This is a genomic window from Pyxidicoccus fallax, from assembly GCF_012933655.1.
Taxonomy (GTDB): domain Bacteria; phylum Myxococcota; class Myxococcia; order Myxococcales; family Myxococcaceae; genus Myxococcus; species Myxococcus fallax.
Genome location: NZ_JABBJJ010000278.1, coordinates 1 through 16644, shown reverse-complemented (window position 1 = coordinate 16644; position 16644 = coordinate 1). Strand labels below are relative to the sequence as shown.

Genomic DNA, 16644 nt, shown 5'->3' with positions numbered 1-16644 from the left:
CGCCCAACCAGACGCCCCCGCCGGAGCAGCCGCAGGCCAAGCCCCCGCCGCTCGTGGTGGGCATGACGATGTCGTCCACCACCAGCGCCGGCACCTTCGCCGCGCCCGTGGGCAACACGGCCTACGGCAGCGTGGACCGCACCGCGAAGGACCCCAAGTCGGTGAAGGGCTACTCGGCGCCGAAGTACACGCCCATCTACCAGGTGGACTCCGAGCCCACCGTCGCCTCCGAGGTGAAGATTCCGTACCCGGAGGAGGCCCGCCGCGCCGGCATCGAAGGCACGGTGACGCTGTCCATCACCATCGACAACGAGGGCAAGGTGGTGGCCGTCAAGGTCATCAACGGCCCGGGCTATGGCCTCAACGAAGCGGCCCGCGACGCCATCCGCCGCTTCCGCTTCAAGCCCGCCATCAAGGGCGGCGAGGCCGTGTCCACGGAGATGAAGTACTCGTACACCTTCCTGCTGGACTGAAAGCGGCCCCGCGCGCACGTCCTCACGGCGCGCGGGCCCCGCGTCACTGCGACTTCAGCGCCCGGCGCATGATGTCGCGCAGGGCCCGCAGGTCCTCATCCCCCAGGCTGGCGATGAGCTCGGGCGGCTCCGCCAGTCGCTCCAGGAGCCGCTCGCGCAGCGCCGCGCCCGCCTCCGTCAGCACCAGCATCTTCACCCGCCGGTCCTGCTCCGAGCTCTTGCGCGCCACCAGCCCCCGCGCCTCCAGCCGGTCCACCAGCCCCGTCACGTTGGACGCGTCGCACGACAGGTAGCCCGCCAGGGTGCTCATCGCCAGCGGCGCCTCGCCCAGCTGCCTCAGCACGTGCGCCTGCACCGGCGACAGGTCGAACTCCGCCGCCAGCGCCGGGAAGTTGCGCATGTGCGCGTGCATCAGCTCGAACAGGAGCGTCCACGCCTGCTTGGGCAGCTCCCGCGTCTCCGGCTCCGTGGCCGCGTCGACCCGTCGTCGCGGGTCCGCCGACTTCGTCTTTCGCTCCAGGTGCTCGCCGCTCATGCCTCCAATGTAATACCCCCGGAGGACCTAAACAATTGACTTCATCAACCTTTGACGATTAATACATTCCGGAGCTTCCAATTTCGGACGTCATGGACTATGGGCGTCCAGCGCTCGGGGAGGACGGACGGGAGATGGTGGGTGGCGGTGGATGAGTCCTATTAGCCCCCGGCGTAACGCACGGCGCCTTTTTCTGTCGTTTCCGGTGCCCCGGGCCAGAAAGCCCGGTCACACGGACTGAAGTGACAACCCGTAGCAAGTCCATCTTGGACGTCGTGGGGCCCCGCGCCGGCGCGGGCCCTTGAGGAGGTAGAGGCGGTATGAGCTCACTTCTGGCGCTGACCCTGGCGGCCACCCTGGCCGCGGCACCGCCGCCCGTACTGACCCTGGAGGACGCGCTCTCCCGGGCCCGCAAGGAGAACCTGGACCTGAAGGCCGCGCAGGCCCGCCTGCGGCAGGCGGACACGGCCTCGCGAAAGGCCTGGGCGGGGTACCTGCCCACCATCACCGCCAGCGGCGCCATCATCCGCAACAACGTCGCGGCGGTCATCCCGCCCGGCCCCCTCGGCCCGGAGCCCGTCACCATCCAGCCGCTGGTGCAGCGTCAGGCGCAGATCGAGGCGCGCCAGGCCATCATCGCCCCGCAGCTGTGGGCCGCCATCCAGGGCGCCTACAAGTCGGAGCGCGTGGCGGAGCTGAACGTGGAGCAGGCGCGGCGCGAAATCCTCTTCGGCGTGGCGCAGGCGTACTACGGCGCCGCGGCGCAGGCCCATGCCGTCACCGTCCAGGAGCGGCTGGTGGAGCTGAACGCGGCCCGCGCCAAGGACACCCGGGCGCGCTTCGAGGCGGGCACGGTGACGCGCGTGGCGCTGCTGCGCGCCGAGCAGGACCTGTCCCGCGCGGAGCAGGACCTCATCCGCGCCCAGAACGCGACGGCCTCCGCCAAGCTGGTGCTGGCCACCCTGCTGAACTTCGACGAGCCCGACTTCGAGGTGGCCCCGCCGCCCGAGCCGGAGGTCTCCCCGAAGGCGGAGACCGAAGCACTCCTGCAGCGCTCGCTCGAGCAGCGGGCGGACGTGGCCGCCGCGCGTGAGACGGTGGAGCTGCAGTACATCAACAAGCGCGGCGTGTTGTTCAGCTACCTGCCCACGCTGGGCGTCACCGCCGCCTGGCGCATCGCCAACGCGGCCGGCTTCGCGGGCCAGGCCGACACCTGGGCCATCACCTTCGGCGCCAGCTGGACGCTGTGGGACGGCGGCCTGCGCGAGGCCAACCTGAGCGAGGCCTCCGCCCGCATCGCGGAGAGCCAGGCCAACTACCGCAAGGCCGAGCTGACGGCGCGCGAGGAAGTGAAGCGCGCGCAGCTGGACCTGGCGAGCGCCCTGGCCAACCGCCTCAAGGCGGAGCAGACGGTGGAGCTGGCACGTGAGTCCCAGCGCCTCACCGACGTGTCCTTCAAGGCCGGCGTGGCCACCTACCTGGAGGTCGCCGACGCCAACACCGCGCTCACCAGCGCGGAGATTGGCCTCGTCAGCGAGCGCCTCCAGGCCGCCGTCGCCGCGCTGCGCCTCCTGCGCTCGGTGGGCGCCTTCGAGGCCCGCCCGCTGGACTCGGACCTGAAGGACGAGAACGTGGTGCCGCCGCACCTGCAGCCCCTGCCGGGCCAGCCCGCTGGCACGCCGGGGAACCCCGCCGGCCTGGAGCAGCCCGCCGGCACGCAGCCGACGGACGCGCCCGTGCAGCAGCAGCCGGCGCCCCAGCAGTAGCGGTCTTCAGCGGACCCGGCGCCGTATTCCCTGGCGCCGGGCCGCCCGCCCTGGAGCGCGGGTGGCGAGCGGCGCTTGTGAGCGCCCACCACCAGCCCCACCCTCGGGGGAAGAGGCACTCACCCCTTTCCCGAGGAGCACGTCATGGCGGACGGACAGTGGGGGAACTGCAAGGGCTGCCGTTACTTCGGCAGCCACCATCCCCAACCCAGCAGCGACGAGAAGAGCCGGTGCATGCAGCCGGAGCTCAGTGACTTCGAGCTCCAGGTGTCCGGAGACAGCGGCTGCAATGCCTGGGAGGCGCGTACCGGCGTGAGCGGCACGGTGACGCCCTACCACGACCCCGCCCCCTCCATTCACTGACGGGGGCGGCGTCACCCGCGGGAGTCAGCCGCCCGCGGCCTCGCGCGTGAGCGGCACCGGGGCCGGCGCGGCCTCGACGCCCACGCGGTAGTAGATGCGCTCCATGAGCCGGCGCTGGTGGACGAGCGGCTTGTCGAACCGGTCCAGGCGCATGCCCTTGTGGCTGTAGGGCGTGTCCGCGACGGTGGGGATGAAGAGCGAGTCGTCGCGCACCTCCCACCACGTCAGCGCGGACGCGGCCTTCGCCGCCAGCGGCAGCAGCGGGCGCATGGCCGGAATGGTGCACCGGAGGAACGAGAAGGCGTGCAGCCGCGTGGTGCGCGCCGTCTCCGGCACGAAGAAGATGTTGGCCTGGGTGATGAACGGGCGCGGCGTCCCATCCGGCGTCTCCCAGCTCACCGTGTACTGGCTGCGCACCGGGTCGAAGCGGGTCACCCAGTCGTTCCGGAAGATGTCGCCGTTGCGCACGCCCAGCACCCGCAGGAAGGGCGCGGGCCGCTGGGGCGCGCGGTAGCTGACCTCGGTGCGGTCCTCCAGGTTGCGTGCCTCGAAAGTCACGTTGGCCGCGTGGTCGTCATCCCAGCCCAGGCGGGTGTGGACGTAGGGCGTGTGCTCGTCCTCGCTGAAGTTGTCGAGCGACACGTGCAGCGGCGCCTTGAACAGCGTGGAGAACGCCCCGCCGAAGACGTACTCGCCGCCACCCATCTCCGGGAAGGCGGACAGCGGCGTGTCCTTCTCGGCCAGCCAGAGGTAGTCGTAGCGCTCCACCACCTGGAAGCTGCGCGTGTTGCAGTGGCGCAGGTCCGGCTGGGCGGGGTTGGCGCCGCGCCCCTCCGCGTCGAAGCGCCAGCCGTGGTACGGGCACTGAAGCCGCCCGTCCGGGCGGACCTTGCCCTTGGACAGCGGCGCGAAGCGGTGGGGACAGGCGTCCGCGAGCGCAGCGGGCTTTCCGGTGGCATCCCGGAAGAGGGCGTAGGCACGGCCGGCCAGCTCCACCCGCACCGGCTGCTTGCCGAGCGAGCGGGAGGGGAGCACGGGATGGAAATGGCGAATGACGTCGGGCGTAGGCTCCATGACGCACTGAGTATAGCCGCCTGCCGGGAAAGCAGCGCCCCGGGTTATGATGGCCCCCCGTGGACGCGCCCTCCTCCACCCGCCGCCGCTATCGGCTGATTGCCGCGCTCCTGGCCGTGGCGGCCCTGGTGCCCGCCGCCGCGCTGCTGCACGTGCGGGGAATGCTGCCGGCGACGGTGCCGTCCGCCTCGGAGCCCTTCCACTACCACGGGTATGCGAAGGTGCTGCGCCATGTGCGGTCCGACGGGAACGTGGACTTCGCCTCGGTGGGCCGCGAGCGGCAGACGCTGGACGCCTTCGTCCAATCCCTCGCGTCCTTCTCGCCGCACAACCGGCCGGATGTCTTCACCTCGCCGGAGGAGCAGCTCGCCTACTGGCTCAACGCCTACAACGCGCTCGTGCTGCAGCAGGTGGTGGACGGCTACCCGTATCTGGAATCCGTCCAGCAACCCTGGCTGGGGCGCTTCTTCTGGGGCCGCGCGTGGCCGGTGGGCGGCGAGCGGCTGACGCTGTGGGCCCTGCGCCACCGCGTGCTGCGCACCGAGTTCGCCGACCCGCGCATCCACTTCGCCCTCTTCGAGGCCGCGCGCGGCGGGGCCCGGCTGGATGGCGCCCCCTACCAGCCGGAGTTCCTGGACGCCCAGCTCAACGAGGCCAGCCGCCGCTTCATGGGCGACGCGCGCAACGTGGAGGTGGACGGGAGCACCGTCCGCCTGTCCCGCCTCCTCGAGACCTACCGCGAGGACTTCCTCGCGGCGCTGCCGGAGGGGCGCCGCGGCAACGTGCTCCAGTTCGTCTGGGCCTTCCTGCCGGACACCTGCGAGGAGCGGCCCGGCTGCGCCACGCGAAGCGACCTGGACCGCGCCTGCGGCCCCCGGCTGGACCGCTGCACCCTCGTCTTCACGGAAGAGGACTGGACGCTCCCGGACGCCGCCGCCCGGAAGCCCCGTCCCTGAAGAAGCCCTCACGCCGGCAACCGCTCGCGGTGTCCGGGCCGCGGCGGCTCCTCCCGGTCGCGGTGCACCTGCGACACCACCTTGTAGCCGCGCCGCTGCAGCAGCCACTTCTCCAGCCCCACCACCGGCAGCACCACCGCGCCAATCAGCACGGACAGGGCGATGGCCCCGGGGGCCAGCGGCGCGGTGCCGAACACGCGCTGCATGAAGGGCAGGTACATGAAGGCCGCCTGCAGCAGCACCAGCGCGCCCACGCCCACGAAGACGGCGCGGTTGCTGAAGAGGCCCACCTTGCGCAGCGAGCCGATGAGGGTGCGGCACATCAGCAGGTAGAAGATTTGAAAGCTGATGACGGTGTTGACGGCCATCGTCTGCGCCTCGGCCAGCGCCATGGCGTGGCCCACGCGCGGCAGCTCGCGCTGGTACTCCCAGAGGAACAGGCCGATGGCGCCCGCCGCCATCAGCAGCGCCACCAGCCCCGTGCGCATCAGCACGAAGCGGTTGAGCACCGGCGCGTCCGGCGCGCGGGGCGCCCGGCGCATGATGTCCGCCTCCCGGGCCTCGAAGGCCAGCGGCAGCGCCAGCGACACCGTGGCCACCAGGTTTATCCAGAGCAGCTGCGTGGGCAGCATGGCCATCAGCGGCACCAGGTTGCCGTCGATGTTCTGGATGGGGAAGAAGGCCACGCCGAACATGAGGATGAGCGCAAGCCCCAGGTTGGTGGGCAGCACGAAGGCCAGCGACTTGATGAGGTTGTCGTAGACGCGCCGCCCCTCCTCCACCGCCGCGGCGATGGAGGCGAAGTTGTCGTCCGTCAGCACGATGTCCGCCGCCTCCTTGGACACCGCCGTGCCGGTGATGCCCATGGCCACGCCGATGTTGGCCTGCTTCAGCGCGGGCGCGTCGTTCACCCCGTCGCCCGTCATCGCCACCACGTGCTGGTGCGTCTGGAGTGCGCGCACCAGCCGCAGCTTGTGCTCGGGCGCCACGCGCGCGAAGACGTTGGTGGTGGTGGCCACCTCCGTCAGCCGCGTGTCGTCCATGGCCGCGAGCTGCGCCCCCGTCACGCCCCGGCTCCCCGCGGGTTGCAGCCCGAGCTGCGCGCCGATGGCCTCCGCCGTCGCGTGGTGGTCGCCGGTAATCATCTTCACGACGATGCCGGCCTCGTGGCACGCCTTCACCGCGGCGATGGCCTCCTCGCGCGGCGGGTCAATCATCCCCTGAAGACCCAGCAGCTCCAGCCCGCCCTCCACGTCCTCCACGCGCAGGCCGGCGTGGGAGGCGGGCACCTCGCGATGCGCCACCGCGAGCACGCGCATGCCCTGCCCCGCCAGCCGCTCCACCTCGGCCAGCACGGCCTCGGCGCTGACGCCGTTGCCCAGGGCGCAGCGCCGCAGCACCACCTCGGGCGCGCCCTTGAGGAAGATGCGCCGCCGTTCCGGCCCGGCCTCGTGCAGGGTGGCCATGAACTGGTGCTCGGACTCGAAGGGGATGGCATCCACGCGCGCGTGGCGCTGGCGCAGTTCCTCCACGCGCAGGCCGGCCTTCTCCGCCGACACCACCAGCGCGCCCTCGGTGGGGTCGCCGGTCATCTCCCACTTCCCGTCCCCGCCGCCCTGGAGCGCGGCGTCGTTGCACAGCGCGCCGGCCAGCAGCAGCTCGCGCACGTCCACGGGCGGCTCGCCCACCACCTGCCCGTCCCGCCGCAGCTCGCCCCGGGGCGCGTAGCCCACGCCGCTGACGGCGTAGCGGCCCGAGGGCGTCCACAGCGCCTGCACCGTCATCTCGTTGCGCGTGAGGGTGCCCGTCTTGTCGGAGCAGATGACGGTGGTGCTCCCCAGCGTCTCCACCGCCGGCAGCTTGCGGATGACGGCGCGGCGGGCCGCCATGCGCTGCACGCCGATGGCCAGGGCGATGGTGACGATGGCGGGCAGGCCCTCGGGGATGGCCGCCACCGCGAGCGTAATCGCCACCAGGACCGCGTCGCTCACCGCGTAGCCGCGCATCAGGCTCACGACCAGCAGCACCGCGGACACCACCAGGATGGCGATGGTGATGTACTTGCCGATGGTGGCCAGCGCCTTCGTCAGCGGCGTCTGCAGGTCCGTGGCCTGGCTCAAGAGCGTGGAGATGCGCCCCAGCTCCGTGGTGCCCCCGGTGGCCACCACCACCGCGGCGCCCGTGCCGGACGTCACCAGCGTGCCGCCGAAGACGAGGCTCGCCCGGTCTCCCAGCTCGGAGTCCTCGGCCACCGCCGCCACGTGCTTCTGCGCGGGGACGGACTCGCCGGTGAGCGCGGCCTCCTCCACCTGGAGGTTGCGCGAGGACAGCAGCCGCATGTCCGCGGGCACCTTGTCGCCGGAGGCCAGGTGCACCACGTCCCCCGGCACCAGCCGCGACGCCGGCACCGACACCTTGTGGCCCCCCCGCATCACCGTGGCGTTCTCCGGCACCATCGCGCTGAGCGCTTCAATCGCCTTGCCCGCGCGGTACTCCTGCACGAAGCCGATGAGCGTGTTGAGCACCACCACCGCCGCCACCACCAGCCCGTCCGTCACCTTGCCCATGGCGATGGCCAGCACCGCGGACGCGATGAGCACCCAGATGAGCGGGCTGTTGATCTGCCGCCAGAGCAGCTTCAGGGGACCTTCCGCCTTCTCGCGCTTGAGCACGTTGGGCCCGTAGCGAGACAGCCGCTCGTCCGCCTCCTCGGCCCGCAGCCCCTCTTCCCTGCTGCCCACGCGCGACAGCACCGCCTCGGGCGGCAGCGCGTGCCAGGGAGGCGCCGCACCGGCGGGCGTACCGGGGAGCGGCGACGCGGTCGCCAGGGATTCACCGGGTGGCTGGGCATTCATGAGGTTCGTCCTCCGCGAGCAATCTGGTGATGGATGCGTCCGCATCCACGTCTCTCAGGAGGGACAACCGACATCCAAAACACGAAAATTACGTCGCACTTCCCAGGGAAAACGGAAGCGTTCCCTCTGGGGAAGGCAGGCCGAGAGCCCTGGCCGTCTGGGGAAGGAGCAGGCAGGCCGAGGGCGTCGGAAGTGGACAATGGATTGCCCTCCCGTGCCGCGCTCCCGGCGTGAAAGGGCAATCCGTGTCGTCCCGCATCGCATCGGATTGCCGAAACCGCGCGCGCTTCCGGTGACTGGCGCACGAAAACCCATGGCACCGCGGGTGCAATCACCACCTCCCGGAGTTCTCGTCCGGAGGTCCGTGTGAGCACGAAGCAGTGGAGGAAGGGGCTGGGAATGCTGCCCGCCCTGGCGTTCCTGGTGGGGTGCGGTGACGGAGTGGGACTGGCGGAGCCGGGGGCGTCGTCCCCGCCCGAGGTGGAGTCGGCGAAGGCCGCCGCGGTGACGGATGCCTGCAAGCCCTTCACCCAGGAAGAACACATCGGCCTGACAGCGACCTATGACACCCACGTGGTGCAGGCGAGCGCGGGCTCGAGCTTCAACAGCGCGACGACGCTGGTCGTGGACGGCTCGCCCCGGCAGGACGTCTACCTGCGCTTCGTCTTCGGGTTGCAGTCGGAGAACGACACCCTCATCCGGGCGCGTCTCCGGCTGTACGCGACGGACGGCTCCTCGAATGGGCCGGCCCTCTACTCCACCACCGGCGGCTGGAATGGAAACACCCTCACCTGGAACAACCGCCCGGCCCCCATCGGCTCGCCGTTGGGGAACGTGGGCGCGGTCAGCTCCGGGAGCTGGGTGGAGTACGACGTGTCGTCCGTGGTGAAGAAGAGCGGCGACCACGCCTTCGTCCTCATTCCGGAAGCCGGTGACGGCGTGGACTTCGTATCCACGGAGGACTCCCGCTACGACCTGCACCCCACGCTCGTGGTGACCCGGGTCCATACGGCCTGCAGCTACCAGGGCGTGGGCGGCGAACTCGACGCGGTCTGGCACAAGGGGGGCACGGGCGACGAGTGGGCGCACGCCATGGCCACCGACAGCACGGGCGCGTGGGTGCTGGCGGGCCGATATACCGGCAGCGGCTCGCTGGGCGGTGACGTCTTCTCCGGGCCCGGCGGAGTGATGCTGGGCCGCTTCCGCCCGGACGGCACCCACGAATGGTCCCGCGCGTACCCGCAGGCGAACGCGAACGTGACTGTCACGGACGTGACGCTCACCCCCCTGGGCAACGTGCTCATGGTGGGCCACTACACCGGCACGCCGGATTTCGGCACCGGGCCGCTGCCCGCGACCTCCGTCTACACGCCCGCCAGCTTCATCGCGAAGTTCTCCCCCAGTGGGCGCATCACCTGGGCGAAGGGCTTCACGGCGAGCAAGCCCGACGACGGCGGGACCCAGCGCGTGCCCATCCTGGCCAGGGCCGTGGCCACCGACGCCAACGGCAGCCTCATCGTCACGGGAGCCTTCTTCGGTGAGACCCACCTGGGGGGCGGCATCCTGGACGCGGGGCCCAACAGCCGTGCCTCGGAGGATGCCGCTCCGGGCCTCTTCCTCGCGAAGTTCTCCTGGGAGGGCAACCACCTCTGGTCCACCGCCCTCCAGGCGGGCTATGCGCCCACGGAGGGCCGCACGCTGGCCACGGACAGCGCGGGCAACGTCCTGCTCGGAGGCCTCGTGAGCCGGCCGCACCCGCTGGCCACCAACGCGGAGAACCCGCTCATCGCCAAGTACTCGCCCACGGGCACGCTGCTCTGGACGCGCGTCCTCCAGGGCGCCATCGGCGACATCTCCGCCCTGGCCGTGCTGCCTGGGGACGCGGTGGCCTTCGCCGGCAACTTCCGCAACAGCTTCACGTTCGGCGGACAGACGCTGACCAGCGCGTCCACGGACCCCTACGACAGCAACCCGGACCTGATGCTGGGCGTCCTCGAGGCGTCGGGCGCGGACCGCCGTGCCTTCCGGCATGGCACCACGGGGACGGAGGAGATGAGCCGGATGGTGGTGGACGCGCAGGGGAACTTCATGGTGATGGGCTCCTTCTTCGGTACCGGGGACGTGGGCGGGGGTCCCCTCGGAGCGCCCGTGTCGGAGTACCACGGCTTCGTGGCGAGCTACTCGCCCACCGGGGCCCACCGCTGGTCCCGCTACCTCGACATCCCGGGGAAGGTGCTGGGCATGCAGCCCGACGGCTCCACCCTGGCGGGCTACTCGTTCAGCGGAACCACGCAGGTGGAGCAGACACGGCATGGCCCGGCCCAGGGCAGGGACATCCTCCTGTTGAGGGTGGCGCCCTGAGCGCCCCCGTTGGCGAAGAGCGCTGAGCCGTGACAGGACGCGGGCCGTGGTGAAGTCAGCCACGGTCCGCGTTTTCGTTTGCGGGGCCACGGCGCCGCGACGCGCAACCCTCGGAGCCCCAGGCGTCCTCACACAGGGCAATCGCGCGGGACACGTCCCTTCGCCACCGACCAACGAGACGAACAAAAGAAACCGGGTTGCAGGACCGCTGGCACGTGAGCATTTGCACCGCGAGTCACACCGGGAGCAGCAATCAATGCAATGGCAAACAGGGGTGAGGCGGGCGGCGCGCGGTATGGCGTTCGCGATGGGGTGGGTCTGGCTGATGGCGGGGTGCGCCTCGGGAGAGGACGCTCCGCGCGACGCGGCGCCGGCTCCCGAAGTGGAACAGCCTTCGGAGGGAAACGAAAACACGACGCGGGGAACGGAGCGGGCCGAGGTGCTTCCGGTGGTCTCGGACTCGGTGGACGACGAGCAGCCGGCGGAGGCGTCCGAGCCTCCGGCGCCGGGCACGCCGAGCCCGGGGATGCCGGACCTGTCCACCGGCACCGGCCCGGGAGGTGAGCGCGGCCAGTACCTGCGCGGCGCGTTCCCGGCGGGCCTGGCGCCCGAGGCGCTCGCGGTGGGTGACTTCAATCGGGACGGCGCGCCGGACGTCGCCGTCCTCTCCTCCGACCGGAGCCAGGAGAACCCCTACCGCGTGTCGCCCGGCAAAGTCTCCGTGCTGCTCAACGATGGCCAGGGCGGCCTGGGTGCGCCCACGCTCCGGGCCTCGCTGCGGAGCGCGCAGGGTGGCCTCGCGGCGGGCGACCTCGACGCGGACGGCGTGCAGGACCTGCTGGTCGGCACGCGGTGGGGTGCGGCGATGCTGCGCGGGCAGCAGGACGGCTGGTTCCAGGTGCAGCCCTTCGGCCTGGGCGGCGGCGTGTCGCGGCACCTGGGCATCCTGCCGGGGAGCGGGAGCACGCCGCCGCTCGGGTGGGCGGCGGGCTCGATTGACGGCAAGGACGTGCCCCAGAACCGCCCCGGGATGAGCTTCGTGCGCCCGGGCCCGGCTGGCACGTTCGACGTGAGCACGCCCACCACGGCGCAGGGCGCGCCGGTGATTGGCCCCTACGAGGAGAACCTCGTGGCCACGGTGGCGGACGTCGACGAGGACGGCGCTCCGGACATCGTGATGTCCGCGTACGAGAAGCCCGTCACCCTCGTGCTGGGCAATGGCTTCGGCCAGTACACGTTCCAGCCGCTGCTCACGACGCAGGCCCGCGAGCTGGAGACCGCGGACTTCGACGGAGACGGCCATGTGGACCTCGCCGTGCTGGACGCGCAGACCCTGCGCATCTACCGGGGCGACGGGGACGCGGGCTTCACGGAGGCGTCGGCGACACAGACGGTGCTGCCCGTGGACGACCTCGCCGTGGCGGACCTGGACGCCGATGGGCACCCGGACGTCGCGGCCGTGCACCGCGCCGCCGCGGCGGTGACGGTGTGGTACGGGCGCGGGGATGGCGGGTTCCACTCCGCCAGCCGGCTCGCGGTGGGCCGCGAGCCCCGGGCCGTCGCCGTGGCGGACCTGGACGCGGACGGACAGCGTGAATTGCTGGTGGTGGAGTCGGCCGAGAACACCGTGTCCGTCTACCGGGTGCCTCCGCGCGCCACCGTCGAGAACCTCACGCCGCCCACCTGCCCCGTGCGCGTGCTCCCCGGCGAGGCTCCGGCATCCCCCGCTCCGCTCGCCGTCTTCAACACCAGCTACACCGGCGGCGCTCGCTCGGCGACGGGCGACTTCGACGGCAATGGCCTCCAGGACATCGTGTCGCAGCTGGGGTACGACAGCGCGCTGCTCATCCTGAACCAGGGCAACGGACAGTTCGTGCAGCGCATCCCGCTGCCGAAGCTCCGGCTGATGGGCTTCGCGGCGGGAGACTTCAACCGCGATGGCCATGACGATCTGGCCACCATCACCCTGCCCTCGGACCTGAACCCGGCCTACAACCCGGAGCAGGTGACGTTCGAGATTCTCTGGGGCAACGGCCAGGGCGAGTTCCCCACCTCGACGAGCTACCCGCAGCTCGCCCCCTACGGCATGGGCCACGTCGTGGCGGAGGACCTGAACCGCGACGGCCACCTGGACCTCGTCGTCAGCGTCCCGGGGGACTGCTCCCCGCGGACCACTCGCCTGCTGAACCAGGGCAATGGGGTGATGATCGTGTTGCCGCCGCCGGACCTCGGCTACAGCCCGTATGACGGCTGCATCACCACGCTGTGGAAGCCCCAGGTGGTGGACTTCAATCGCGACGGCCGGCCGGACCTCCTCCACGACTCGGTGGAGCTCCACCTCGACTTCACCACGCCGAGTGGCGAGGGCACGCCGATGGGAGCCTTGAACCGGGTCTGGTTCCCGGGCACCCCCAGCGTGGGCGACGTGGACGACGACGGGAAGCTGGACCTGGTGGTGGCCGGCCCGGACGGCCTCGCGCTGCAGCTCGGCGATGGGCAGGGCACCCCGCGGGCGCCGCTGCTCTGCGCGGCCAGCACCTTCCCGGGCGTGATGGAGGCCCGGGACGTCGACGGGGATGGCGTCACGGACCTCATCGGCAAGGGCACGAAGTCGCTGGTGCTGTGGCTCGGCGCTGGGGACGGCGCCTTCCTCCCCGCGCGGAGCTACGCGCTGGAGGGTGGGCCAGACTGGGTGAGGTCGATGGACGTGCTCGGTGACGCGAGGCCGGAGCTCGTCATCATGACGGCATACGGGAAGCTGACCGTCTTCCCCATGCCCGAGCATTGAGCCCGGGCGGTCCACCGCGAGGGGTGGAGGTCGGGAGTCCCCGTCACCTCCACCCCGGCGACACGGACTACGGCGAGGTCACCACCACGTCGTCATAGGTGGCGACGCCGTTGGCGTAGAAGCCCGGCTTCCCCGCCGTCAGCGCCGTGTCCGCGCCCTGCACGCGCAACTGCCCATCCACGTAGCCCTGGATGGACGTGCCGCTCACCACCAGGGTGAGCGTGTGGAACGCCGACGTGCTCGCGGTGAACGGCACGGACTGCACGGTCGTCGTGGAGCCGGAGACCTTCTTGCTCAGCACCACGTTCCCGTTGTGGAGCACGAGGAAGTAGAAGTTGTTGTTGTCCACGAACCGCGCGACGAGCCCATTGCGCACGCCCGTGGAGCCCACCTTCACCCGCGCGGACAGGGTGTAGTTGCTCCAGGTCGCCTGACCGGCGGTGACGATGTACGTGGCGGACGTGGCGGACTGCTGCTGGACCGCCCGCGTTCCGTCGGTGACGACCGCCCAGCTCCCGTTGCCGCTGTTGTTCGTCCAGCCCGCCGACGGGAAGCTCGTGGCCGACTCGAAGTTCTCGGACAGCAGCGCCGAGCCGGTGCCGCCCGGGGTCGTCACGCTCACCGCGCTGCTCGCGGGCGAGACGTTGCCGGCCGCGTCGCGGGCCTGGACGGTGTAGCTGTACGTCGTCGCCGGGCTCAGCCCCGTGTCGCCGCACGTCAGCCCCGTCACCGTGCACACGGGCGTCCCCGCGCGGAGCACCGTGTACGACGCCACGCCGACGTTGTCCGAGCTGGCGTTCCAGGACAGCTCCACCTCGGTGCTGGAGGCCGCCGTCGCGGTGAGCCCCGTCGGCGTCGTGGGTGGCGTCGTGTCCGCGCTCGTGGTGGCGGCGACGACGCGCAGGTCGTCGAACGACGCGGCGTCATTGCGGCTGCCGTAGCCCACCTTGCCGGAGGTGAACGTCGAGTCCGTCACCTCGCCAACCAGCACGCCGTCGAGCGACACGCGAAGCGTGGCCCCGCTGCGCTCCACCTGGATGGCGTGGTCCACGCCCGGGGTGATGCCGCCCGTGAAGTCGGCGATCTGCGTCATCGTGCCCGCCTGCACGCGGAAGAGGCCGTGGGTGTTGGCGTCGTTCCCCTCGTTGAAGCTGGCGAAGTAGTGGTTCGCCGTGTCCGTGTAGCCGAACACGATGGAGAAGTCGTCCCAGGCGCTGCTCGTGCCGGGAGACCGCGCGAGGGTGGTGAGCGTGAAGTCCCCGGACACGGCCGTGCCATGCACCGCGAGGTTGCCGTTGCCCATCTCCACCGTACCCGCGGCCGGCGAAGACAGGTCATAGCGTCCGCCGCTGACGGCCCACGTGCCACCCCGGACGGCCGTCATGCCGCCCGCCGAGCTGTCGAAGGACTCGCTGATGAGGGCCGAGCCCGTCTGCGCGGGCGTCGTCACGCTCACCGTGGGGGACGGCGCGGACGCGTTGCCCGCCGCGTCGGTGGCCACCACGCGGTACGCATAGGTGGTGCTCGGCGCCCGGCCGCTGTCGCGGTACGTCAGGCCGCTGACGGTAGCGACGCGCGCGCCATCACGGAACACCGAGTACGACGCCACGCCGACGTTGTCCGTGCTGGCATTCCAGGAGAGGGCCACCGCGCTGCTGGAGACCGCCGTCGCGCTCAGGCCCGACGGAGCGGTGGGCGGCGTCGTGTCCCCGCCGCCGGAGCACGGCGCGGTCGGGTTCCCCACGGAGTTGCCCTGCACGGCCGGCGGCGAGCTGTCGAACGTGTTGCCGCAGACGGTGCCCTGCGGCGCGCTGTTGTCGTTGCGGATGAAGGCGCCCGTCGCCGCGCGGAAGGTGTTGTGGGTGAACGAGTTGCCACCCTTGTCATAGGCGCCCGAGTCGGACTTCAGCTTGAGCGCGTAGCTGCGGCTGTCGGCGATGACGTTGGAGTCCAGGACGTTGGCGTGGCCGCGCAGCTCGATGAGGCTGCCGAGCCACTCCAGCGGCTCGTCGTTGTAGCGGCAGTCGTTCCTGGCGAACGTGTTGTTGTGGGCGTTCTCCTTGACGTTGAAGCACTCCGACCCGTACGTGTGAATCGTGTTGTCGTGGATGTGGTTGTACGCGCTGGAGTCATTCGCATACATCGGCTGGTCGGTCGACTTGGGGCTGGTGCCGATATAAACGCCCTCGCCGTTGTGGTACTTGTAGCGCTCCACGTCGTCGCCCTTGCCGTACATGCCACACCACTGGATGACGGAGTGGGCAATCTCGTTCCCATCCGCGTTGTTGCGCATGCGGATGCACTCGCCGCCGCCGCCGTTGAGGAACATGTCGCGGATGACGACGCCGGTGATGTCGCGCGAGGTCTCCGCCGAGCCGATGTAGATGAGCCGGCCGTCGGAGATGAGGCCCTGGTTGGCGTCCTTGAAGGCACGCGCCTCGGCGAGGCGGGTGGGGAACGTCTTGCCGGCGAGCTTCTCCTGCCCGTCGATGGTGAACCCCTCCAGCACGTAGTGGCTGTGGTCGATGTTGAAGATGCGGCTGGTGCCGTACAGCACCGCCTTGTAGCGCCCGGCGCGGTCCTTGCCGGTCTCCGGGCCCTTGAGGGTGATGGGCGCCGTCGCGGTGCCCGCCCGCTTCGTGACGGGCCGCTCACGGTAGATGCCCGGAGCGAGGTGGATGGTCGTCCCCGCGGTTGCCTTGTCCAGGGCGGCCTGGATGGTCTTCAGCGGAGCCGAGGACGAGGTGCCGGCGTTGGAGTCGGAGCCGCTCGGGCTGACATAGAGAGGCGCGGCCCCAGCGACGGCGGGCAGGACCGCGAGCAACGACAGCAACAGCGGGAAGACGCGGCGCGAGTGGAGTCGGGGGTGGGGTGACAGGTTCAAGAAGGCTCCCGGGGGTGAGGAATCGGAACCGAGGTAAAGCCGCAAAATACGGAATCACCGTATCACTGGTCCGATTCCCATCGGGAGGACTACGCCGCCCCCTTCCCTGTCGAGGTCTCCGCGAGCACGGGAATGGAGCGCCAGAACACCTCGAGGCGCTCGATGTCCCTGTCCTCGGCGAGCGGATGGAGGGCCCGCTTGAGCATGTCGTCCTGCACGACGCTCGTCGTCCCGGGCTTCGGCGCGGCGGGAGCCTCGGGCTGTGCCTCCCCCGCCGCGGCGAGCAGCTTGAGCGCCTCGTTGCGCGCGGCGATGGCGCCCCGGATGAAGTACTGCTCACGCAGCATCAGGGCATTGGTGCGTCCGACGCGCGCGATGAGCAGGGCCTGGTCCTGCCAGTCACAGATGCGGTGCAGGCCATACACCGTGTTGAAGAAGATGCGCGCCGTCGGCGTGAAGGCCAGCGCGTGCACCGAGTCGATACGCTCCTCGGCCAGCCGGGCCGCATCGTCCTCGCGCAGCCCGTCGATGGCGCTCAGGTCCCCTGGCACCATCGGCGACAGCCCCTCCACCCCGAGCATCCCCGCCG

Annotated in this window: 11 protein-coding genes; 6 read left to right on the top strand and 5 right to left on the bottom strand. The window is 71.0% G+C overall.

The features are described 5' to 3' along the window. On the top strand, window positions 1-473 hold a 473-nt coding region (locus tag HG543_RS39550; protein ID WP_169350098.1), incomplete at its 5' end, for an energy transducer TonB. Window positions 474-516: 43 nt separating this feature from the next. Here HG543_RS39550 and HG543_RS39545 read toward each other — a convergent pair. Next, window positions 517-1008 carry a MarR family winged helix-turn-helix transcriptional regulator gene (locus HG543_RS39545; protein ID WP_211194465.1) on the bottom strand — a complete coding sequence of 164 codons (492 nt, stop codon included), beginning with the start codon at window positions 1006-1008 and terminating at the stop codon, window positions 517-519. Between the two features lie 320 nt (window positions 1009-1328). Here HG543_RS39545 and HG543_RS39540 point away from each other — a divergent pair, with 320 nt between their 5' ends. After that, complete coding sequence (locus HG543_RS39540) at window positions 1329-2774, top strand: TolC family protein (RefSeq protein ID WP_169350097.1); 1446 nt, start codon at window positions 1329-1331, stop codon at window positions 2772-2774. A 144-nt stretch (window positions 2775-2918) separates the two neighbouring features. Then, complete coding sequence (locus HG543_RS39535; RefSeq protein WP_169350096.1) at window positions 2919-3137, top strand: hypothetical protein; 219 nt, start codon at window positions 2919-2921, stop codon at window positions 3135-3137. A gap of 24 nt (window positions 3138-3161) precedes the next feature. Here HG543_RS39535 and HG543_RS39530 read toward each other — a convergent pair whose 3' ends face one another. Then, on the bottom strand, window positions 3162-4172 hold the full coding sequence (locus HG543_RS39530) for a Rieske 2Fe-2S domain-containing protein (RefSeq protein WP_371876530.1): 1011 nt from the start codon (window positions 4170-4172) through the stop codon (window positions 3162-3164). Window positions 4173-4270: 98 nt separating this feature from the next. Here HG543_RS39530 and HG543_RS39525 point away from each other — a divergent pair, with 98 nt between their 5' ends. Beyond that, window positions 4271-5167, top strand: a complete 897-nt coding sequence (locus HG543_RS39525) for a DUF547 domain-containing protein (RefSeq protein ID WP_343073554.1) — start codon at window positions 4271-4273, stop codon at window positions 5165-5167. A gap of 8 nt (window positions 5168-5175) precedes the next feature. Here HG543_RS39525 and HG543_RS39520 read toward each other — a convergent pair whose 3' ends face one another. Next, entirely contained in the window at window positions 5176-8022 is a 2847-nt protein-coding gene (locus HG543_RS39520) for a cation-translocating P-type ATPase (RefSeq protein ID WP_169350094.1), read from the bottom strand. A gap of 366 nt (window positions 8023-8388) precedes the next feature. Here HG543_RS39520 and HG543_RS39515 point away from each other — a divergent pair, with 366 nt between their 5' ends. Together HG543_RS39515 and HG543_RS39510 are read left to right on the top strand one after the other, a co-directional pair. After that, window positions 8389-10383, top strand: coding sequence for a CBM96 family carbohydrate-binding protein (locus HG543_RS39515; RefSeq protein ID WP_169350093.1), 1995 nt, complete (start codon window positions 8389-8391; stop codon window positions 10381-10383). A 439-nt stretch (window positions 10384-10822) separates the two neighbouring features. Continuing rightward, a complete protein-coding gene (locus HG543_RS39510; RefSeq protein WP_169350092.1) occupies window positions 10823-13171 on the top strand; it encodes an FG-GAP-like repeat-containing protein in 2349 nt (782 codons plus the stop codon). A 67-nt stretch (window positions 13172-13238) separates the two neighbouring features. On the opposite strand, the gene HG543_RS39505 is transcribed toward HG543_RS39510, so the two are convergent. Next, on the bottom strand, window positions 13239-16055 hold the full coding sequence (locus HG543_RS39505) for a fibronectin type III domain-containing protein (protein WP_169350091.1): 2817 nt from the start codon (window positions 16053-16055) through the stop codon (window positions 13239-13241). Window positions 16056-16144: 89 nt separating this feature from the next. Beyond that, window positions 16145-16644: hypothetical protein (locus HG543_RS39500; protein ID WP_169350090.1), on the bottom strand; the 500-nt coding region annotated here is incomplete at its 5' end.